Source organism: Flavobacterium rivuli WB 3.3-2 = DSM 21788 (assembly GCF_000378485.1).
Lineage (GTDB): Bacteria > Bacteroidota > Bacteroidia > Flavobacteriales > Flavobacteriaceae > Flavobacterium > Flavobacterium rivuli.
The window spans coordinates 400,288-421,296 of record NZ_KB899970.1; the positions used below are offsets into that span (position 1 = coordinate 400,288).

17 protein-coding genes are annotated in these 21,009 nt (G+C 39.4%); 10 read left to right on the plus strand and 7 right to left on the minus strand.

The annotated features are described in order from the left end of the window. The first annotated feature begins 122 nt into the window (after positions 1-122). The 3 genes from F565_RS0112930 (at position 123) to F565_RS0112940 (ending at position 5,156) form a co-directional block, all read left to right on the plus strand. Entirely contained in the window at positions 123-2,096 is a 1,974-nt protein-coding gene (locus F565_RS0112930) for a tetratricopeptide repeat protein (protein ID WP_020213661.1), read from the plus strand. Between the two features lies 1 nt (position 2,097). Then, complete coding sequence (locus F565_RS0112935) at positions 2,098-2,859, plus strand: LytR/AlgR family response regulator transcription factor (RefSeq protein WP_020213662.1); 762 nt, start codon at positions 2,098-2,100, stop codon at positions 2,857-2,859. Between the two features lie 92 nt (positions 2,860-2,951). Continuing rightward, entirely contained in the window at positions 2,952-5,156 is a 2,205-nt protein-coding gene (locus F565_RS0112940) for a DUF7619 domain-containing protein (protein WP_020213663.1), read from the plus strand. Positions 5,157-5,228: 72 nt separating this feature from the next. On the opposite strand, the gene F565_RS0112945 is transcribed toward F565_RS0112940, so the two are convergent. The 3 genes from F565_RS0112945 to F565_RS21620 are packed head-to-tail and all read right to left on the minus strand — an operon-like array spanning position 5,229 to position 7,058. Next, complete coding sequence (locus F565_RS0112945; protein ID WP_020213664.1) at positions 5,229-5,606, minus strand: hypothetical protein; 378 nt, start codon at positions 5,604-5,606, stop codon at positions 5,229-5,231. Between the two features lie 42 nt (positions 5,607-5,648). Further along, entirely contained in the window at positions 5,649-6,506 is an 858-nt protein-coding gene (locus F565_RS0112950; protein ID WP_020213665.1) for an SDR family oxidoreductase, read from the minus strand. A gap of 21 nt (positions 6,507-6,527) precedes the next feature. Continuing rightward, positions 6,528-7,058, minus strand: coding sequence for a YciE/YciF ferroxidase family protein (locus F565_RS21620; RefSeq protein WP_020213666.1), 531 nt, complete (start codon positions 7,056-7,058; stop codon positions 6,528-6,530). A 261-nt stretch (positions 7,059-7,319) separates the two neighbouring features. On the opposite strand from F565_RS21620, the gene F565_RS0112960 reads away from it, so the two are divergent. Both F565_RS0112960 and F565_RS0112965 read left to right on the plus strand, forming a co-directional pair. After that, a complete protein-coding gene (locus F565_RS0112960; protein ID WP_154652602.1) occupies positions 7,320-7,853 on the plus strand; it encodes a hypothetical protein in 534 nt (177 codons plus the stop codon). Positions 7,854-7,995: 142 nt separating this feature from the next. Continuing rightward, positions 7,996-8,850, plus strand: coding sequence for a hypothetical protein (locus tag F565_RS0112965; protein ID WP_020213668.1), 855 nt, complete (start codon positions 7,996-7,998; stop codon positions 8,848-8,850). Here F565_RS0112965 and F565_RS0112970 read toward each other — a convergent pair. Continuing rightward, entirely contained in the window at positions 8,833-12,552 is a 3,720-nt protein-coding gene (locus F565_RS0112970; protein WP_020213669.1) for a metallophosphoesterase, read from the minus strand. The two genes, F565_RS0112965 and F565_RS0112970, sit on opposite strands and share 18 nt — an antisense overlap. A gap of 27 nt (positions 12,553-12,579) precedes the next feature. On the opposite strand from F565_RS0112970, the gene F565_RS0112975 reads away from it, so the two are divergent. Further along, the gene (locus tag F565_RS0112975; protein ID WP_020213670.1) at positions 12,580-13,791 is read left to right on the plus strand and encodes a Pycsar system effector family protein; all 1,212 of its coding nucleotides are present in this window, start codon (positions 12,580-12,582) and stop codon (positions 13,789-13,791) included. A 64-nt stretch (positions 13,792-13,855) separates the two neighbouring features. On the opposite strand, the gene F565_RS0112980 is transcribed toward F565_RS0112975, so the two are convergent. Next, positions 13,856-16,231 (minus strand): GAF domain-containing protein, encoded by a 2,376-nt coding sequence (locus tag F565_RS0112980; RefSeq protein ID WP_231559640.1) that lies wholly within the window; start codon positions 16,229-16,231, stop codon positions 13,856-13,858. A 133-nt stretch (positions 16,232-16,364) separates the two neighbouring features. On the opposite strand from F565_RS0112980, the gene F565_RS0112985 reads away from it, so the two are divergent. From F565_RS0112985 to hemL, 3 genes are read left to right on the plus strand one after another with little or no spacing between them, the layout of a single operon-like run. Beyond that, positions 16,365-17,255, plus strand: a complete 891-nt coding sequence (locus F565_RS0112985; protein WP_020213672.1) for a 1-aminocyclopropane-1-carboxylate deaminase/D-cysteine desulfhydrase — start codon at positions 16,365-16,367, stop codon at positions 17,253-17,255. Positions 17,256-17,259: 4 nt separating this feature from the next. Further along, positions 17,260-18,177 (plus strand): glucosaminidase domain-containing protein, encoded by a 918-nt coding sequence (locus F565_RS0112990; RefSeq protein WP_020213673.1) that lies wholly within the window; start codon positions 17,260-17,262, stop codon positions 18,175-18,177. Between the two features lie 4 nt (positions 18,178-18,181). Then, positions 18,182-19,468 (plus strand): glutamate-1-semialdehyde 2,1-aminomutase, encoded by a 1,287-nt coding sequence (hemL, locus tag F565_RS0112995; protein WP_020213674.1) that lies wholly within the window; start codon positions 18,182-18,184, stop codon positions 19,466-19,468. A 71-nt stretch (positions 19,469-19,539) separates the two neighbouring features. Here hemL and F565_RS0113000 read toward each other — a convergent pair whose 3' ends face one another. Next, a complete protein-coding gene (locus F565_RS0113000) occupies positions 19,540-19,911 on the minus strand; it encodes a hypothetical protein (RefSeq protein ID WP_020213675.1) in 372 nt (123 codons plus the stop codon). 79 nt (positions 19,912-19,990) lie between these two features. Further along, on the minus strand, positions 19,991-20,449 hold the full coding sequence (locus F565_RS0113005) for a hypothetical protein (RefSeq protein WP_026300045.1): 459 nt from the start codon (positions 20,447-20,449) through the stop codon (positions 19,991-19,993). 107 nt (positions 20,450-20,556) lie between these two features. Here F565_RS0113005 and F565_RS0113010 point away from each other — a divergent pair, with 107 nt between their 5' ends. Continuing rightward, a complete protein-coding gene (locus F565_RS0113010) occupies positions 20,557-20,928 on the plus strand; it encodes a hypothetical protein (protein WP_035642744.1) in 372 nt (123 codons plus the stop codon). Positions 20,929-21,009: the final 81 nt, after the last annotated feature.

Here is a 21,009-nt window from a genome sequence, read left to right on the forward strand (position 1 = left end):
GGGCGGCCTTTTTTATTTGCAGGCTCTTGTTATTATCGAATTCTAATCCAAATGCTTCAAATTCTCATCGGCTTGCAATTTATCCGCTGTAAATGATACATTTGCTGTAGATTATACATTGTATGAAGCTTATAAAATTACTACCCTTACTTATGTTTTTACTATTTGTAAAAACATCGGCACAAAATAAAGTACTGGACAGCCTTCAGCATAAGCTTTCTATAGCCAAAACGGCTACAGAAAAGACCAAATTACTTAATGCTATTGCTAATGAATATGTAGAGAACAATCCTGAATTAATGATTCGGTATGCTAAAAAGGCTATGGCATTGGCACAAAAAAACAATCTTGAAAAGCACGAAGCAGACTCATGGTTTAATATAGGTAATGCTAATATAATGCTTAGCCGGTATGCACAGGCATTAAAAAGTTTTACAAACTCTCAGGTTATTTATGAAGACCTGATTAATAGTACCACCAAAAAACCCGATATAGAAATTATAAACGGCCTTGCCCGCGCTTACGGTAGCATTGGTGTTGTATGTTCTGAACAAAATAATTATGCAAAATCGTTAGAATATTATTTTAAAGCGCTTAAACTATATAAGGAAACCAAGCAGGAAAACATTGTTGCCATTATTTATAATAATATTGGTATTGTGTATGAATCGCAAAAGGAATTTGGCAAGGCGCTGGAATATTTTAATAAAGCTTTATGGATACAAAAGAAAAATGATGACGATTCTGAAGCAATTACCATTACTAACATAGGTAAAATATACCTTGCTAAAAATGAAGATGATAAAGCGTTACAGTCTTATAACCAAGCCGAAGCTAAATTTAAGGAGCACCAAAACAGGCGTGGTTTAGCAGAGCTTTACAATAACTTTGGCAACTATTATAAAAAGAAAAGCAATTATGCCAATGCGGCGAAATATTACCTTGAGGCATTAAACATTTTTGATGAAACCGGCGAAAAATACGGAGCATCGGCATCCTTGGGGTATTTAGGTACCGTAAGTGCGTTACTGCATAAAAATGCCGAAGCTGTAAAATATCTTGAAAGGTCATCGGCACTGGCGGAGGAGATAGGTACACCTGAGCAGGTTAAAGTATCTGAAAAAGAACTGAGCGACCTGTACGAAAAAATGGGTAAGCCCGCGCTTGCTTTGCTGCATTATAAAAAATACAGCGTTGCCAAAGACAATATTAATAACAGCGAAAGTATTAAAAACATGGTTCGTGAAGAAATGAATTATGAGTTTGAGCGTAAAGAAGCATTTCAAAAAGTAGAGAACGAAAAGCGCCAGGTACTTTTTGATGAGCAGGCTAAAAGGCACCAGCAGCAAATGTTATTTGTTGGCATATCTGCATTGTTATTGTTTAGCATTGCGTTTTTAATTTATAACCGTTTACAGCTAAAAAAAAGGCTAACCCTGCAGCGTGACCTGGCAGAATATGAACAAAAGGCATTGCATTTGCAAATGAATCCGCACTTTGTGTTTAATTGCCTTGGCTCAATATCAAGTTTTATAGTGCAAAACGGTAAAGATTCGGCTATAAAATACCTTTCCAAGTTTTCTAAGCTTATGAGGCTTACGCTGGAGTATTCTAAAGAATCTTTAATACCTATAGACAGGGAAATTGAGGGGCTGCAAAATTACCTCGAGTTAGAGCAGCTAAGGTTTAATAATATGTTTCAGTTTACGATTACTAAAAACCCCGATATAGAAGATGATATGGCTATACCGCCATTGCTATTACAGCCTTTTGTAGAAAATGCCATTATACATGGCATAGTGCCTAAAAAACAGCACGGCAATATTTATGTTGATTTTGCAGTTTCGGGAGATAAGCTTATTTGCACGGTAACAGATGATGGTATAGGTATAAACAGGTCGCAAAAGCTGAAGGAAAAGTCGGTTACGGTACATAAATCGCTTGCGCTGGAAATTACTAAAAAACGGCTTGAAGTTATACAGGCTGTTACCTCTAAAACGTCTCGCGTAGAAATAAACGAACTTACAGATGCTTTTGGAGTGCCTAACGGAACCAGAATTATATTAAATTTACCAATACAATACGCATCTAACTAATATGATAACAGCTTTACTTATAGACGACGACGCCAACCTGAGGAAAGGTATGAAGGGCCTGCTGGAAATGTATGCACCGGATATTAAAATACTGGGCGAGGCAGATAGTGTAAAGGGAGGTATAACTGCTATAGAAATTTATAAGCCAGATGTGGTTTTCCTGGATATACAACTGGGAGACGGTACAGGCTTTGATATACTGGAGCAACTGGCGCAAAAGCATGGCAAGCTAACGTGTCACGTTGTGTTTATAACGGCACACGAAGAGTATGCTTTAAAAGCTTTTAGGTTTAGTGCACTCGATTATTTATTAAAACCGGTAGACCCGGAAGAGCTGCGTAAGGTAATAGAGAAAATTAAAAAGGTGCTTACTAATAACGACAGCTATGCACATATAGATTTGTTACTGGAAAACATCAGGAAAAAGGTAGATACCTTTAAGCGCATTGCACTATCTACTTCAGATGGTATCCACCTGTTTGATGTTAGCGATATTATCAGGCTGGAATCTCAGGATAATTACACCAAATTCTATATTAAAAATAATAAGCCGGTGCTTATTGCCAAGACGCTTAAGGAATATGAAGACCTGCTTTCAAGTCAGGGTTTTGAGCGTATACACCAGTCGCATCTCATTAACCTGGCCTATTTAAAATCATACATAAAAAAAGATGGTGGCTATGCAGTAATGGCAGATAATAGCAACCTGCCCATATCGCAGCGCAAAAAAGAACGCTTGCAGGAGTTACTTAAGTCGTTATAAAAATCGAATTCTAAGTGAAACCTGCTAAATTCTAAACGGGCTGGTATACCGGCGATTATAAAATATATATTTACCTACCAATAAAAGAAACTATGAAAACAACTTTACTCTGCCTATTGCTGCTTTTTACAGGTATAGCGGGGGCACAAATTGTAACTATACCCGATGCTAATTTTAAAGCGAGTCTTCTTGCTGCAAATACAACTACAGATGTTGCAAAAGATGCCGCGGGGCAAAATATGGTTATTGATAGTAATAACAATGGCGAGATAGAAGAAAGTGAGGCATTGCTTGTTTATGAGCTCGCTGTCGCTAACCAGTCAATTGCCAGTATGGTGGGTGTAGAAGCATTTACAAATTTAACATCGCTTCGCTGCAATCTTAACCAGCTAACATCTTTAAATGTATCTGCCTGTGTAAATCTTACAGGCCTTTATTGCTCTTATAACTACCTAACCACATTAGATGTATCTGCATTAACAAACCTGCAAATACTATATGCGGGCAGTAACCAGTTAACGCAGCTTAATACTACCGGTTGTTATGCACTAACCGAATTTTTTTGTTCAGAAAATAACCTGACCTCTCTTAATTTAACCGGACATAATGCATTAAGCCTGTTGTTTTGTGCTTCAAATCAGTTGTCTGTGTTAGATCTTAGCCCTGTAAATCTTACACTGCTAAATGCCGGAGATAACTTATTTACCACGGTAGACCTTAGCGCACAAAGCAACCTTACAGAGATAAATCTTTACGGGTCTGCGGTATTAGAATCAGTTTACCTTAAAAACGGCACTGATCAAAATTTAAATTTAGAAACATTCTGGGACTGTAATGCACTTAACTTTGTTTGTGTAGATGAAAGCGAAATAGATATTGCTTATACTGTTTTATCTACAACCCCCGGAATAGACATGGATGCCCTGCAGCTAACTTCTTACTGTAGTTTTACACCTGGTAGCCTGTACAATACAATTACGGGCACTGTAACTTTCGATGCTGATAATAATGGGTGTGATAGTGCAGATGCCCCACGCAGTTTTATAAAAGTGAGCATTAATGATGGTACACAAACTGGTAGTGTATTTACAAACAGAGATGGTAATTATATATACTATACACAGGCAGGTATCTTTACAGTAGCACCTCAGTTTGAAGATAACTGGTATACCGCGGCACCCACAACTGCTACGGTGGTTTTTCCTGTTGTAGATAACTCCATTGCAACAGAAAATTTTTGTGTTACTGCAAATAGTATGCACCCCGATGTAGAGGTTGTAATGGTGCCTGTAAGTAATGCACGTCCCGGATTTGATGCCTTATATAAAATTGTATATAAAAATAAAGGTAACCAGATACTATCCGGCAGGGTAAGCTGCGGTTGGGATACTACTATTTTAGCTCCGGTACTACTCGATCCGTTTCCTGATGGTATGGCACCCGATACTTACTCGTGGGATTATATTAACCTGCAGCCTTTTGAAAGCAGGGAAATACTCATGACCCTTAACGTAAACAGCCCAACCGAGGTGCCGGCTGTAAATGATGGCGATGTATTAGCCTTTACAGCATCTGCAAATAGCGGATATACTGATGAAACTCCTGATGATAATTACTTTGAATTTAACCAGAGGGTAGTGAATTCTTTAGACCCGAATAATATAGTATGTGTTGAAGGAGACACAGAAACTACAGATGCCATAGGTGATTACCTGCATTATGTGGTTAATTTTGAGAATACAGGTACTGCACCTGCAGAATTTGTAGTAATTACCCATGATATAGACCCAACTGAATATGATATCGATACGGTAGAAATTTTAAATGCGTCGCATGATGTCAGGGCAAGGATAAGCGGCAACAGGATAGAGTTTGCTTTTGCCGGTATACAACTTGGTGTTGCTGCGCATGGTAACATATTGTTTAAATTAAAAAGCCGTGCTTCGCTACAACAAGGAGATATAGTGATAAACAGGGCCAACATTTTCTTTGACTATAATAGCCCACTTGCAACAAATAATGCAAGTACTGTATTTGCACTATTAAGTACAGGTAACTTTGCTAAAGATGCATCTGTACAGGTATATCCTAACCCGGCTAAAAATACTGTTACAGTTAAAGCAGATGGCAACATACAATCGTTGCAGCTTTACGATATACAAGGCAGGCTATTGCAAACAACTGTTGTAAACGATACTTTACAATTGCTTGATTTATCTTCGAGAACCAGCGGTATGTACTTTGTTAAGGTTACAACTGAAAAAGGAGTAAGCGTAGAAAAAATTATAAAAGAATAAGGAATCAGAATATCCCAAAATGCAGACAGCCCCGCAATTGCGGGGCTGTTCTGTTATATGAAAATTTATCTGTTATATGTAACCGTTTTCATCAGGGCGGTTATCGCTTTGTGCAATGTTCCTGCCTTCCCTTACAGGACTGCTTTTACGGTTTACCAGGCGGTTGCCACTTTCGTTCTCTACCTCGCTTGCATCAACCTTCGGTGCAGCTTTAGGAAAAGAGGCAAGCTCTGCCGGGTTTGTAATTGCCGGGTCTTCATACGGCAGGTCATCAAAAGATTCTTTATGAGCTGTTGCAGCATTATCAATTGTGATGATTTTTACGGGAGCTGTTTCTGCAAAAATATCGTCAGATGCAGTGGCCTCTATATGGTTCGGGATGATTTTTTTATCCTCTGTGCTGTTTGGCAGCCCGGTGTTTTGGGGAGTGCCGTTTGTTGTGTTTTCCATGATGTTTAAAATTTATGGTTTATAGTCTTATTGATTTATTGTTTATCCGCCCACAACCTCACCACCGTTTATGTGGATAATTTGGCCGGTAATATATGAGGCATCTTCGCTGGCTAAAAAAACATACGCCGGGCCTACCTCACTGGGTTGCCCCGGCCGTTTCATGGGTACGTCCTGCCCAAATTGTGCTACCTGCTCTGCAGTAAAGGTAGAGGGTATAAGCGGTGTCCATATAGGTCCCGGTGCCACACCATTTACTCTTATGCCTTTTTCTGCCAGCATAGCCGATGTTGATCGTGTAAAAGAAACAATGGCTCCTTTAGTGCTGCTGTAGTCTATTAAATGTTCGCTGCCCCTGTATGCCGTAACCGATGCTGTGTTTATAATTGTATCGCCTTCTTTAATGTAATTAAGTGCTTCGCGGGTTATGTAAAAGAACGATATTATGTTCGTCTCAAAGGTTTCCCGAACCTGATCGCCGGTAATGTCTTTAAATTCTGCCTGCGGATATTGCACTGCTGCGTTGTTAACTATTATATTAAGCCCTCCCAGCTCTTTTGCGGCATCTTTAACTGCTTGCCTGCAAAATCCTTCATCCTTAAGATCGCCGCTTATTATAAGGCATTTACTGCCTTCTTTTTCTACAAGCGCTTTTGTATCTTCGGCATCTTTATGTTCGTTATAATATACAATAGCAACATCTGCGCCTTCGCGGGCAAAGTGTACTGCAGCGCTACGGCCTATACCGCTGTCGCCACCGGTTATAAAAGCCTTTTTACCTGCCAGTTTGCCGCTGCCTTTATAATTATCCCGAATAATTTCCGGGTCCGGATTCATTTTATGCTCCTTGCCCGGTTGTTTTTCCTGTTCCTGTGCAGGTAATTTTTCTGGTTTTGCCATTCCATATATTTTTAAGGTGTGTTATATTTCTTTATCTGCTGCTTCAATATTAATGTGCGACTCTGCAATGGATGATAGCAGTAGGTCGGCAACTTTTTCATCTTCTAATGTTTGTTCCAGTAATATTACAACATCCTCTTCGCGCAAGGCAAGTGCATACGCCCTCATAGTGCCGTAACAGGCAATTTCGTAATGCTTTATTTTTTGCAATACGGCAATAATACCGGCATCGCGCACAACGCCATGCTTCGTGGTAGCAATTAATGCTTCTGCTTCTTCTATAAGGCATTTTACAGCCTTGTAAGGCTCTGCTTCGGCCTCTATGCCTATATTTCTGAATATATGTTCTAACCGGTTAATATGGCTACCCGTTTCGCCTAAATGGTTTTGCAATACAGCAATAAGGTCCTTAGAGAATGATTGCAGGATTACGCCTTTAAGCATATCGGTCATTATCTGTTCTGCCCAGTATAACTCTTTAAGCTGCTTCTCAAATAGGCTCCTTAATTCGCGCGATTCACTATTGTTCTCCCTTGCTATGTGCTGCTGCATGACTTATAATTTAGGCGTACCTCTTAATTGTTGTTTATTAACGATAGTGGGCTGCAATAAGCCATACCTCTCTTTGTATTTATAAAGTTACTACGCCCTAACGGTAAACGTTTTACAATTAACGCATGATTAACAACTGCACATAATTGCATGTCGTCGAAACTTTTTAGCTGTTCAACGTCTATTTATGATTTTATAAATAATTTATCATGGTAAGGTGTAAGTTTGCTTAACTAAAAAATTACTAAAACATTTATTGTCATGAAGAAGTTATACTTTTTGCCTTTATTGATGCTGTTTTTTGCTTCATGTTCTGTAGATGATAGTGCAGATATAGTTAACCAGCAAAATGCAACAGAGGCTACAACTTTTAGTGTTAACGATAGTATAGCATCGCGACTGGGGACAACGGCACAGGCAGCCACCGTGTCAGATTGTTTTAAGGGGCTTGCAGGCCACATAAACCTTGATGTTTCGGCAGGATTAAACAATCCGGTGATAAATTTTGTTTCAGATGCCCCTGCAGGAACCATTAATCCTAACTGGAGTTTTTTAGTTAAGGTGGAGATTCAGCAGCTTTCAGATTGCGAAGATTTTAGCAGCAATACAGGTTCTGTTATAACAATAAGTAACAGCACAGTATATACAAATGTGGTTGCAACACATCCGGCAGTTTCTGTACTGCCTTCTCAGTTGCCTGCATGCTACAAATGGAGAATTACACTGGAAAGAACCGGCAAATTTGCCCCGGTGTGTAAGTCATACTCTTCATGGTATGATGCTCCTCTTTTTTAAGGTACTTTGATTTTTTTTTAATAGTGGTGAAGAACCATCGGCTTTTGCAGGTGGTTCTTTTTTTATTCCTAAATCTTAAATGTGCTGTAAAATGTACTATTTATAAATAATTGCGTTTTACTTTTACAAAAAAGTATTTATAATGAAAACCGTTTGCCTTACGTTACTCCCTTTATTTATAGCATCATGTTCCGGTAGTGAAACCCAGCTTAAAGAGGTGGGTAACCTGACTTTAAAAGAAGTTTCAGGATTAGAATATAGTAATGGCGCGTTATGGGCGCTGGAAGATAGCGGAAACAAGAATAGCATATATAAACTTAGCCCGAAAGGCAAAATAGAGCAGGAAGTAGTTATTGCAAACGTTAAGAATATCGATTGGGAAGAGTTGACATCTGATAAAGAGGGTAACCTTTACATAGGCGATTTTGGTAATAATGACAGTAAACGAAAAGACCTTGCCATTTATAAGCTTGACGCTGCAAATTTAAATAAAGCTGCAACTGTAATTAAATTTTATTACCCTGAGCAAAAAGAATTTCCTCCCAAAAAATCGAACCTTATTTACGATTGTGAGGCGTTTTTTGAGCATGAAGGCAGTTTTTACCTTTTTACAAAAAACCGCAGTAAAGGATTTAATGGAGAATTTCAGGTATATAAGGTACCAAACAAACAAGGTAACCACGCCGCGCAATTGCTGGGTACGCTTCAGGCTTGTGACAATTTTAGAAAATGTGCCATTACCGGTGCCGATATTAGCCCTGATGGTACAAAAGTAGCGCTTATATCCGGTGATAAGGTTTGGCTGCTTACTAACTTTGGTAAAGATAATTTTGCTAAAGGATCATTGCAAATGCTGGAGCTTAACAACTGGTCTCAAAAAGAAGGTATAGCTTTTAAAGATAACGATGTGATTACCATAGCCGACGAAAAATCTAAAAAAGAAGGCGGTAAGCTGTATGAGGTAAAATTGTCTGACCTTTTAAAAGCCAAACAATAATCCTACAGCAAGGCGCCCACCATCTGACCCCTGAAAATATGTAACCCTCGCGGTAACAACATCGGCGCCGTTTAGCCAAAAGCCGCCTCCACCGGTTTGGTGCCATTTATTGCTGCGGTCGTCTTCTATCCATACGCGGCCATAATCGTATCCTCCCACAATACCGTAGGTAACGGGTACAAAACTGCTTTTCCACCTGCCCAGCGTGTATCGTAGATCGGTACTCTGGTAAAAAGATTTTTTGCCCGTAAAACGCTCGCGGCGGTAACCGCGCAAATCGTTATCGCCCCCCAGGGTTGCGCCCTGGTAAAACTCAAAATCGTTACTTAATAATATTTTTGTTTTTACGGTACTCGATATTACAAACTTCTCATCGGGCGTTAGCCTGTGTACAAAATTAAGCGAGCTCTCAAGGTGAGGGTAGTTACGCTCTATTTCGTCAAGGCTTGTTTTCCAGCCACCTGTTATATAAAAATACATACCCTTTGCAGGTAAAGAAGCGTTATCATAATTTTTAAAGCTGTAAGTGCCTTCTATACCTGCGTACTGCCTGTGTTCAAAAAGACGTTCTGGTATTGCCCCGGGCTGGTTTACAAAACGGTTATGTGTGCCGTCTACCTCTATGGTTTCAAAAGGAAGTTGTACCTCCATAAAACTGCCGTTTCTGCCTTGTTTAAAAAATGAGGGAGCTACTTTAAAAACCTGCAGTTTAACCCTGTTATAGTTCATGCTAAGATCGTCGTCAAAATTTTTAGTGTCGTTGCCATACCCAAAATAATTAATACTAAAGTTGGGGCTTGTTAAGCGCGCATCTAAAGCAAAATTCCATTTATGGGCAATGTTCATAAAGGTTCCCCTGTAAATAAGTTCAAAACCCTTAGTGGCAAAAAAGTAATTGGCTTTTAAGTTGTGCTTGCGCGAATAAGGCCTGCGGTTAAAATTATTAACAGTGTAATTGATTGACACACCAACTTTTACACCATCGTCAGGATTATAGCCAAGCGCAGGGTAGCCTGCAAAAACATTGTATGCCGGTTTGTTAATGTCATAGCTGTTAGTTTCATAGTCGTCGGTCAATAGTTTTTGAGTTTTATTGTCTACAGCATAGGTATTGCTCTTACTTTTAAAGTCGTATATCTTTACCCTTTTACCATTTTCTACATTGTAAGTATCATTGTTTTGCCCGCCCAGCAGCCTTAGTGTAATTGGCTTTTCGGGCTTACCTGTAACCTCAAAAATATCATCATCGTCTAAGCCGTAAATCCAGATTTCTTTAGTTTGCTTATGGTTATAAGACTGTGAAAAAACAAGGGTTTCGGCATCTTTTTTAAGGGTGTATATTTTAATATCAGTTACACCGTCAGGCAGCCTGTTTATAATAAATTTTTCTTTTTTATCGGTTCCTGTTATAAGAACCGTTTTAAGCAAGACTTTACGGTATTCTAATGCATATTTTCCAAGTTTTTCGCGCCTTTTTTTCAGGTTGGCTTTTATGGTTTCCATAGTTTCATCCTGTACTTCTTTTGGCAACTCTGCAAATGCTTTGTCAATGGCTTCATCGGTCAGGCTTTTTTGCAGTTCCTGTACTTCCTGCAGCCAGATATTCTCTCCTGATTTTGTTATCAAAGCCAAATCCTGCGCATAACCTGCCCTCGCAAGCCATTTTACGCTGCCTATATCGTCTTTGTAGGGTTTCATGTAACGCAATGGTGGCGATTGCATAAGGATGGTTAGCAAAGCACCTCCATATTTAGGGAATGCCTGGTCGCGGTCGCGTGGTATGGGTTTGTAGTAAATACTGTCTTTAGTATCATAACGCGACCAGCGCCACTGGTCGCCATGGCGGTCCCAGTCGCCTATAAGTATATCAAACAATCGGGCTTTTATGTAAGCGCTTTCGTCTATTTTGTATTTTTTGTCTTTGTGCAGGTTTTTATATACGTCGTCGGTACCATCTATACCATCCGGATTGCCAAAGCTTGCCAGGTTTTTAAATTCATCGGTCGGGCGTTCTTCTACCATGTACAATTCTCCGCCAAAATCTTTGTTATGCTCTTTAAGCACATTTTGTTTAGGTATGTAGTACAGCTCAGGATTAGTATGAAATATTCCCGCCGTTTCGGCAAGATTATCTGCAATAAAGGGAGTATAAGGATGCGCGGTGGTGTAAAAATCCATTAAGAATTTTTCTGTAGATGTGTTTTCATAATCATCGCCCACATAGCGGTCTTTAAACGCTACCGACTGTAAAAAACGCGTTGCGCTCTTTTTTAAGCCCCTCATAACATATTCTTTGCCATCTTTATCTATTAGCCTAAGCGAATTAGACTGATGCCCGCCGCCGGTCCTTCCCGGGGTTAAGCCGCCGTGAAGCGTGTCGAGAGAAACTACCGGTACAGTAATAGGTTTACTATAATAACTGCTGTAATGGTAGCCAAATAGAAAACGGTAAAAGCCGCTCTTTTTAGTCATGTCTGCCGTATATACAGATGCCTGTGTTGTTGCCGGGAAGGTATCAGGATATTGTTTAATAACCACCTCAGGCTTTTGCAGCATTACTTTTTCAAATATCTTTTCCTCGCCATTAGGAACTGTTTTAAAATACGATACTCTGGCAAGTCCGTTTTTATACACTTCTAACGTTGCGTAGCCTGTGCCCCCATAGCTAAAATCTTCGGGATATTTTACCCTTGCTGCTTCAACTTTAGAGCCTGATCCGCTAATAATCTGGTTAATATTATCCTTACGGATATACTGCAGGTTATGGTCGTGGCCGGATACTATTACAACATTATTTTTATCCTGTATAAGCGCCCTGATTCTTTTAGATAATGTAGTGTATACCTTGCTTTGCACATCCTGAGATACAACGCCGCCTGTATTGCGAATTAAATTCATCAGTGAGCCAATAACTGGCATTGGGAATTTATATTTAAGCGGGAAAAGCTCTTTGCGTAATGCAAGTTCGCCACCGTGCGAACCATTGCTCATAAGCGGGTGGTGAATGGCAATAATAATGGTTTTCTCCTGGTTTTTATTAAGCAGGCTTTCCAGTTCTGTAAAAAGGCCATCGCGGGTTTTAATGTCGCAATCGTCGTTTATGGTGGGGTAATTGTCCCAGTCTTCTATAAACCACTGGCTGTCTATAGCAATTAGCACAATGCTGTCGTTTATTTTAACATCGGTTATACCACAGCTGTTATCAGGCAAAAAAGAGTGTTTGCCCAACTTTTCTTTTACCAGCTTTTCTTCTTCTTTAAGGCCTGTAAGGCCGTGGTACCAGTCGTGGTTGCCGGGTATAAAATAGGTTTTACCTTTAAAACCGTCTGCCAGGGCAAGCTGGCTGTTTAAAGATGCTTCTGCTTCCTTGCGGTCTTCATGGTCCTTAGGCGGCATACCAAGGGGGTATATATTATCACCCAGGTACAGCAGCGAACTATTTTTGTTTTCTTTTTCTAACTTTTGTTTTATAATGCCAAGCAATTGCTGCGATTGCGGTTGCGTTGCCAGGCCTGCATCGCCCACAAGGTAAAAACGGTGGGCTACTTCGCTGTTTACCACGCTATCGGCAGGAAATGCAGTGGCTTCTTTACCATACTGGGCGTGGTGCGTTGCACAGGAGGCAAAACAGGCTGTAATGATAAGACCGATACAAAGTTTAATATTTCTTAATCTATTACGGTTAACCCAAAAGAATTTCATAATTTGGTGGTGTTAATTTTCCTACCTATGGATGTTGTTGAAAAAGCCGAGAACTACGTCTTTCATTTATTCAAAGATAAGTTATCTCCCAATTATATTTACCATAATTTTAACCATACTTTACGCGTGGTTAATAACGCAGGCATTATAGCTAAAGCTGAAGGTATAAACGAAAATGATACTGAGTTATTGGTACTTGCAGCGTGGTTTCATGATACAGGATACTTACAGGGGCCGGAAGGGCATGAATACCGTGGTAGTATTATGGCACAGGATTTTCTTAAAGAAAATGGTTATCCTGCAGATAAGGCTGCTATTGTTGCACAGCTTATTAAATCTACCCAACTGGGATTAGAACCCCAAAATGAGTTGGAAAAAATTATTAAGGATGCCGACTGTTCTCATTTTGCCGACCCTAATTATGTGCATCTGTCAGAACTATTGCGTGAAGAATGGAAGAAAACGCAGGGCAGGTATTTTAGCGACCTTGAATGGGCTATGGGGAACAGGAAAGTTTTACTGCAAAACCACCGCTTTTTTACCGAATATGGCAAAACTGTTTTACAGCCGCTTAAAGAAATAAATATTGCCCAGCTACAAGAAGTTATTGAGGGATTACAATCGCAGGCCGCAGAAGATATTGAAGAAGTGAAAGAGAAAAAAGATAAGAAGAAAAAGAAAGAAAAAGAAAAGCATGACAAGCAGGAACGGCCCGACAGGGGTATAGATACCATGTTTAGGGTTACGCTTAACAACCATACCCGTCTTAGCGAAATTGCCGATAGTAAGGCAAATATACTGCTGTCTGTAAATGCTATTATAATATCTATTGCATTAAGCTCGCTTATACCTAAGCTTGATGCGCCTGCTAATTCTCACCTTATTGTGCCCACATTTGTTATGATGCTGTTTAGCACAACCAGTATAGTGTTTGCCATATTATCTACAAGGCCCAAGGTTACAACCGGCACTTTTACCCGTAAGGATATAGAAGACCGCAAGGTTAACCTATTGTTCTTTGGGAACTTTTATAAAATGCCAATGGAAGAGTATGAGTGGGCAATAAACGACATGATGAAGGATCGTGACTACCTGTACAATGCCATGATAAAAGACCTTTACCTTTTAGGTAAAGTACTTAACCGTAAGTATAACCTGCTGCGCATTACCTATAATATTTTTATGTTTGGCATTGTAATATCTGTAGCTGCATTTGTATATGCTTTTATGAATAATTAATTTAAACTATATAAAACAACAACGGCAGCTACAAAGCTGCCGTTGTTGTTTTATATAAGTAATGTTATTCTTTATGTTGTAATTCTTTTAAAAGGTCGTCATAGCTGTAAGTGCCTTCGGGCCTTTGGTTATTATTATAGGTTACTGCAACACGCAATGCTTTTAATCCGGTTACACCCTGCAGGTCTTCTACATCAAAACTTTCTATTACATTGCCCAGCATGTTTTTATGCTGTAGCAACTGTATGTACCTGCGGTACTCCATCTCTTCTTTTTTCTGGGTATATACAATGGTTATCTTGTTTTTTTGTGTAATACGCTCGTTTGTACCTTTTATATTCGATTTATCGATGCGTTTTTTAACTACCTCATAACGAGCGTTATAAGTGCCGTCTACATCAAAGCGCTTTTCATCCATACGGAAACGTATAGATATTGGTGTGCTAAATACCAGTATAAGCGATGTTACATCAAGCTCATAAGGCAGTGTAGGCTTAAGCTTATAGTATTCATTCTCCATTTCGCACATAGCCTGTAATTGCCATAACCTAAGGTTATTCAGGTAAAGCGGGTTATAAGCATGCTTAGGCGATATAGATGCCCCAATATAAAGGTTGTGCTCTACACCATCGGTTTTAAAACGCTCGTAGTAATGTGGAAAAAATGCCTGTGCTTCCTTCTGCTTTTCATCGAGCACGGCAGCCAGCTGCTTGTTTATTATAGAAAGTGTATCGTCAAAATCCTTGCGGCTTTCGTAAACCATTTTTACTTTAGAATCAAGCGTTCCAAAGTAATCGGCAATTTTTTGGTGAATTTCACTATTTGCCGAATCAAAGTGTTGTAAAACAGGGTGCACTTCGTTTATAATGTAGTTTTGTATCGTAGCTTCGGTATCTGCTTTTAGCTCTTTGCCCAGCCCTTCCTCAATATTTTCAAGCTCATAAATGTGCTGCTCTATAAGAGGCAGTTTTTCCTGTTTAAAAATAAACCTGAACAGGCCAAGCAGTTTATCTGTTTGTAAAATAAGGTCTTTCTCTGTAGAGTCGTTCCTCGCGGTAGACGATCCTTTTACATCTATCTGCCCATACAGCGGATATACTTCTTTAAAAACAATTTCTTTAAATGCCTGATTATTGTTTTTAGAGTGTACATGCGCCAAGGCTTCTTCCCTAAATTTCCAGTACACGCTGTGGTGTATGGCAGTATATTCGTTTTGGATAATTGCATCTACCTCATTTTGCAGTTCAGAGTAATAACGCTCTATGGTATCTGTAAGAAAAGGCAATACATAAGCAAGTTTAATAGCATTAATGCTGTTAAGCTCTTTAGGGCGCGACGAAACCAGCTCTATAAAACCATAAAACTTTTCGTTTTTAATAATAGGGGCAAGTATACAGCTCCTTATATCCTGAGACAGCAGGTGTCCTGCAAATGCTGTATCATCCGGATGTTCCTGTATAAATAGCTCAACATCGCTGATAATTATATATTTGCGTTCATCTATAAGCTGTTGTAATGTAGAGGTGCAAAACATGGTGCCACAATTCATTTCCTTGTTTCCTACTAAAATATGGCTTTTAATATCTTTAAAAGGCGCAATTTTAAATACGTTATCCTCAACATTTATTTCGGTAAAGCCTATTTTAAGATCGGAAATCCTGTAGATACTGCGAAAGATATTTTCAAAGTTGGCCTTTTTAACTTCTTTAAGCTCGTCACTTACAAGCAGGCTGCTCTTAAGGTTAGAAATAGCACTCTCTGTAGTAGCATCAAATAATGATACTATACCAAAACCTTTAGATATCCAGCTGCCTTCAGGGAATTTTTCTTTCCACAGGTCAAGGTTATCAAAATTATCTATCAGTTTGCTAATGTCTTCGGGAGTAAGAGAAACTGCTTTATCTGTAGGTATAAAATCAAGAAAGTCGCCGTTGTATAATATGCGGTAATGTTTCATTATACCATCAGCATCAGGTATATCATAAAACAGGGGCTTACTAATATCAAGATGGCAACCGTAGTGGTCATTAAGTATCAGGCAACAACAAAACACGTAAAATTGATGGTCATCAAAATTACGAATTTCCATATCAAAATCTTCTCCTGCGTTTGCAAGTATTTTTTTAAACCGTGCAGTGTGGTTAAATGTAAAGTTAAAAAAGGGTATTGCGGCAGCTTTAATTTCGTTATTGGTAAGTGCCGTAGGGAAAAGGTCGGCCAGTAAATTCCTTATTAACTGTTCGTGTTTATCAAGCAATGATAAATCTGTAATACCATCGCGTAGTTCAGGATAGGGCGCGGTATGGCGTAGTAGTGCCTTTGCATAATCGGAGCGGTAATCAACGTCAGATTCTGCTATCTCTTCTAATGCTTCCAATACTTTATGAAAAGATATTTTAGCAATTAAAGGGCCTCTTATATTTTGTTCATCTTCCATCATCTTCATAAGATTATTCAGGCTACAAAGATACAACAAATTAACATTCACGATACTTAAGGTATATAATGTTATAGTAGTTGTACAAATTATAATAACACATTTATTGTTAATATAATTTGTGTTAATTTGCGGTATGAACCAACCTGTTTATCTCGATTTGCCTAATAATATTCGGCTCACTGTTAAGCGCGAAGACCTGTTGCACCCGCATATTTCTGGAAATAAATTCCGGAAATTGAAATATAACATACTTCAGGCAAAAGCAAATGGTGCTTCGTGCCTGTTAACATTTGGCGGGGCGTTCAGCAACCATATTGCAGCAACGGCAGCCGCCGGAAAGGAATACGGTTTTAACACTATTGGCATAATTCGAGGCGAAGAGTTGGCCCATAAAATTAATGAAAACGCTACCTTGTCTTTCGCCCGAAGTTGTGGTATGCAGCTTGAATTTATTACCCGTGAAGCCTACCGTTATAAAACCGACACTTTATACATTGAAAGCCTGAAAAAGCAATTTGGCGATTTTTATCTGGTGCCCGAAGGCGGTACAAATGCACTCGCGGTAAAAGGCTGCGAAGAGATATTAAATAGCGATGATGCAGCCTTTACCCATGTTTGCTGCGCAGTGGGCACGGGTGGCACTATATCAGGAATCATCAATTCGGCACTGCCGCACCAAAAAGTAATTGGGTTTCCGGCGTTAAAAGGTGCAGGATTATCCGATGATATTTGTAAATTTGCGCGAAAGGGCAATTGGGAACTGGCAGAAGCCTATCACTTTGGGGGTTACGGTAAAGTAACACCGGAGCTAATAGCTTTTATGAATCATTTTTTTGATACTACCGGTATCCTTTTAGACCCTGTATATACGGGAAAGTTGTTTTTTGGCGTTATAGACCTTGTTAATCAGGGTTATTTTTCTCAAAATTCTGATATATTGCTTATTCACACCGGTGGTTTGCAGGGTATAGCAGGAATGAACAGGGAACTAATGCGGAAAAAACTACCCACAATTAAAACGTGAGAGCATGCTTAAAAAAATTGTAGCTTTTGTTTTGCTGGGCCTTATAATGGGCTGCGGCAGTACTAAACCAAAAATTCAGACTACAAAAAATGGTGTTGTAAAAAACAGGACACCTAAAAAATCAAAAACATCTAAAACTGCAACTGCCGGTAGCGAAACGCGCTCGTCGGAGGTGCTGGAATCTACCTCTAAAACCATGGTATATTCAGACCAGGTTAAAGAGTATGTGTCAAAATACGATTATGTTGCTAAAAACAACATGAAAAAGTATGGTATACCGGCAAGTATTATATTGGCACAGGGAATCTTAGAGTCTGGAGCGGGCAGGGGTACACTATGTGTTAATGCCAACAACCACTTTGGTATAAAATGCCACAATGACTGGACCGGAGATAAGGTATATCATGATGATGACTCTGAACAGGAGTGTTTCCGTAAATACAAATTAGCGTCAGAGTCTTTTGATGATCACTCGCTGTTCCTTACTTCGAGGGGTCGTTATGCTACTTTGTTCAAGCTCGAAAAAGATGACTATAAAGCATGGGCTAAAGGTTTAAGGGCGGCTGGTTATGCTACAGACCCTAAATATCCGGAAAAACTTATTGGCCTCATAGAGCGTTACGACCTTGCTAAATATGATGCTGAGGTTTTAGGTAATGATTATACTCCGGCACCTAAACCGGTGGCAGAGCCTAAGCCAACGCCTGCGGTTGTAAGTACAACTAAACCTGCACCAACAGCGCAGGAGCCCTCAAAAGGCACAAATACTCCGGTAGCAGCAGCAGGATCTTATACGGTTCTTAAAGGTGATACCCTGTATTCTATATCTAAAAAAAATAATATGACCGTAGATGAGCTTATCCAGTTAAACGGCTTGTCGGGCAATGCAATATCCATTGGCCAGGTACTAAAAGTAAAATAAAACAATGATATATCAACGTAGCAGCCAACTCTTTGCCGAAGCAGAAAAAGTAATTCCCGGAGGTGTAAACTCTCCGGTACGCGCTTTTAAATCGGTAGGAGGGACTCCCATATTTATTAAAGAAGCTAAAGGGCCGTATTTGTATGACGAAGACGGTAATCGCTACATAGACTACATTAACTCATGGGGGCCTATGATATTAGGCCATGCTTACGAGCCTGTAGTAAATGCTATTGTAGAAAGGGCAAAAAAGGGAACCTCTTTTGGTGCGCCTACCGCCCTTGAAACTGAGATTGCTGCACTTGCAGTTAGCATGGTGCCTAATATAGATAAAATACGTTTTGTAAACTCGGGTACAGAGGCCTGCATGAGCGCTGTACGACTGGCGAGGGGCTTTACAAACCGCGAAAAAATTATAAAATTTGCCGGTTGTTACCATGGCCATTCCGACTCGTTCCTTATACAGGCGGGTAGCGGTGCGGTAACCTTTGGGTCGCCTAATAGCCCCGGCGTAACACAGGGCACGGCTAAAGATACGTTGCTGGCTACCTACAACGACCTGCAAAATGTAAACGACCTGTTTACTGCAAACCCTAATGAAATTGCTGCCATAATAATAGAGCCTGTTGCGGGCAATATGGGCTGCATACCACCGGCTGAAGGTTTTCTTGAAGCCTTGCGCGAACTATGTGATGTTAATGGCACATTATTGATATTTGATGAGGTAATGACAGGCTTCAGGCTTGCAAAAGGTGGTGCACAGGAACTTTATAATGTAAAAGCAGATATCGTGGCTTTTGGCAAAGTAATAGGCGGAGGGCTGCCTGTAGGTGCCTTTGCTGCCCGTAACGAGATCATGAATTACCTTGCGCCCGTAGGGCCTGTATACCAGGCAGGAACATTGTCGGGCAATCCGCTGGCTATGGCTGCGGGGTTAGAAATGCTTAAGGCATTAAATAACGATGCTGCAATTTTTGAGAGGCTCGAAGAAAAAACGGCTTACTTAGAAAACGGAATACGTAAAATTCTGGAAGCTAAAAATATTGGCTATACCATTAATCGTATGGGGTCTATGATATCGGTTCATTTTGATGCCAACCCTGTGACCGATTTTAAATCGGCAGCAAAGGGAGATAACGAAACTTTTAAAAAGTTCTTTCATGGCCTGCTTAACGAGGGTGTTTATATAGCACCATCGGCATATGAAACATGGTTTATTACCGATGCACTAATGTATGATGATCTTGATTTTACATTAAATGCTATTGATAAGGTAGCTTCGGCGTTATAAAATTGTACAAGGTTAAAATGCAAAAAGCTCCCAATTTGGGAGCTTTTTTTGTATAAGGTATAAAGCTTATCTTAGTTTGTAAGCTGGGTAAGCGTTTTTTTGTTAGCATCCAGTTTAGCCATTTGATCTGGTGTTAAAGAAGCTCTTAGTTTAGCATCTATACTGTTTAAAAGTACTTTTTTCTGATCCGGAGTAAGTGCTTTTTTAAGCTCGCGGTGTTTGTATTCAAACAGGCCTTTAAAGTTTTGTTTCTCTACATCATTAAGAGTCACAACTTTTGTAAGGGCAGTAAGATCTTTAGTAGCAGCCTGTTCTACAACAGGGTCTTTAGCAACAGCTTGTACACCTGTAGTAGGCGATTTTACAGAAACCCTTTTTTGCTGGGCATTTGCAGTAAAGCCAAAACCAAGCATAACGACCAAAATGGCGATTATTTTTTTCATGATAGCAATTGATTTAATTATTTATAAAGTCAAATCTACTTAATTTACAAAACATCACAAAACTTTAACACTAAAAATATTATCTTCGGTTATGTTTTTTAAAATTATGAGCGCCTTTACTCATTTTTTTGTGCTGCTCGTCCTTAAGTTGCTCATATTTTGCGAATTGCTCAACAGTTAATATTTTTTTCACCTCCTTTTTCATGGCAATTTCGGCATCAAGCCTTTTGCTCATCATTGCAAATCTTTCGTCGGCAGTCGGCTTTTTAACGGCATCCCTGTTTGCTTTGTGCTGCGCTGTTAATTGCTCTTTTTCAGTTTCGCGGGTAAGCAATAATTTCTGAATTTCCTTTTGTTGTTTATCAGTCAGGTCCAGTTTTAAGGCAAGGTTCTTAGACCGTAATTCAGCTCTTTGTGTTGCCGTAAAAGGGTTTTGGTGCTCTTTTCCGGGTCTGTGGCCCTCCATTCCTCTTTGTGCGGGCTGCGCGCTCATTGCAAAACCCGTTAACATCACCATTGTTAAAATCCACGTTTTCATAGTTATAGGTTTAATTATTATAGCTATAGGACACAGTTGTAATAAAAAGGTTTAATTTTTATGAAAAATATTTTTTTGTACTAACTTTTCGGGGTTACTTTTGCAGTGTGAAAAATAGTATTTTCGTAATAGTATTCTTAATGTTAGTGCGCCCGGTCATTCCGGTTGCCGATTATATTATTAATTACGATTATATAACAAAAGTGCTTTGTGTAAACAAGGCAAAGCCTATGATGCACTGTAACGGTAAGTGCCACCTTATGAAAGAGCTTGCCAAAACTGCCGAACAGGACAAGCCACTATCACAAAAGAAAAGCAATGTTGCCGAAGCTGAGGTTTTATTTTTAGAGCCATTATCATCATTTACTTTCCAACTGTTTTTTACTCAATTAAATACTCGGAATACATCACTATACAGCAATTTATATGTTCATATAAATTCTGATTCTATTTTTCATCCGCCCCTCGTTATTTCTTAAATCAGTTTGCATTTTATGCACTTTTTCATGCGGCTTTTGCTGCCTGAAAGTTATGCGCATACCAATAATTCAACATTTAAC

Coding starts and splice junctions, on each gene's coding strand:
- F565_RS0112965 (WP_020213668.1), top strand. CDS start 7,996: ATGAAAACCGTTTGCCTTACGTTACTCCCTTTATTTATAGCATCATGT.
- F565_RS0112960 (WP_154652602.1), top strand. CDS start 7,320: ATGAAGAAGTTATACTTTTTGCCTTTATTGATGCTGTTTTTTGCTTCA.
- F565_RS0112985 (WP_020213672.1), top strand. CDS start 16,365: ATGAACCAACCTGTTTATCTCGATTTGCCTAATAATATTCGGCTCACT.
- F565_RS0112930 (WP_020213661.1), top strand. CDS start 123: ATGAAGCTTATAAAATTACTACCCTTACTTATGTTTTTACTATTTGTA.
- F565_RS0113005 (WP_026300045.1), bottom strand. CDS start 20,449: ATGAAAACGTGGATTTTAACAATGGTGATGTTAACGGGTTTTGCAATG.
- F565_RS0112945 (WP_020213664.1), bottom strand. CDS start 5,606: ATGGAAAACACAACAAACGGCACTCCCCAAAACACCGGGCTGCCAAAC.
- F565_RS0112950 (WP_020213665.1), bottom strand. CDS start 6,506: ATGGCAAAACCAGAAAAATTACCTGCACAGGAACAGGAAAAACAACCG.
- F565_RS0112990 (WP_020213673.1), top strand. CDS start 17,260: ATGCTTAAAAAAATTGTAGCTTTTGTTTTGCTGGGCCTTATAATGGGC.
- F565_RS0112975 (WP_020213670.1), top strand. CDS start 12,580: ATGGATGTTGTTGAAAAAGCCGAGAACTACGTCTTTCATTTATTCAAA.
- F565_RS21620 (WP_020213666.1), bottom strand. CDS start 7,058: ATGCAGCAGCACATAGCAAGGGAGAACAATAGTGAATCGCGCGAATTA.
- F565_RS0112940 (WP_020213663.1), top strand. CDS start 2,952: ATGAAAACAACTTTACTCTGCCTATTGCTGCTTTTTACAGGTATAGCG.
- F565_RS0112980 (WP_231559640.1), bottom strand. CDS start 16,231: ATGATGGAAGATGAACAAAATATAAGAGGCCCTTTAATTGCTAAAATA.
- F565_RS0112935 (WP_020213662.1), top strand. CDS start 2,098: ATGATAACAGCTTTACTTATAGACGACGACGCCAACCTGAGGAAAGGT.
- F565_RS0113000 (WP_020213675.1), bottom strand. CDS start 19,911: ATGAAAAAAATAATCGCCATTTTGGTCGTTATGCTTGGTTTTGGCTTT.
- F565_RS0112970 (WP_020213669.1), bottom strand. CDS start 12,552: ATGAAATTCTTTTGGGTTAACCGTAATAGATTAAGAAATATTAAACTT.
- hemL (WP_020213674.1), top strand. CDS start 18,182: ATGATATATCAACGTAGCAGCCAACTCTTTGCCGAAGCAGAAAAAGTA.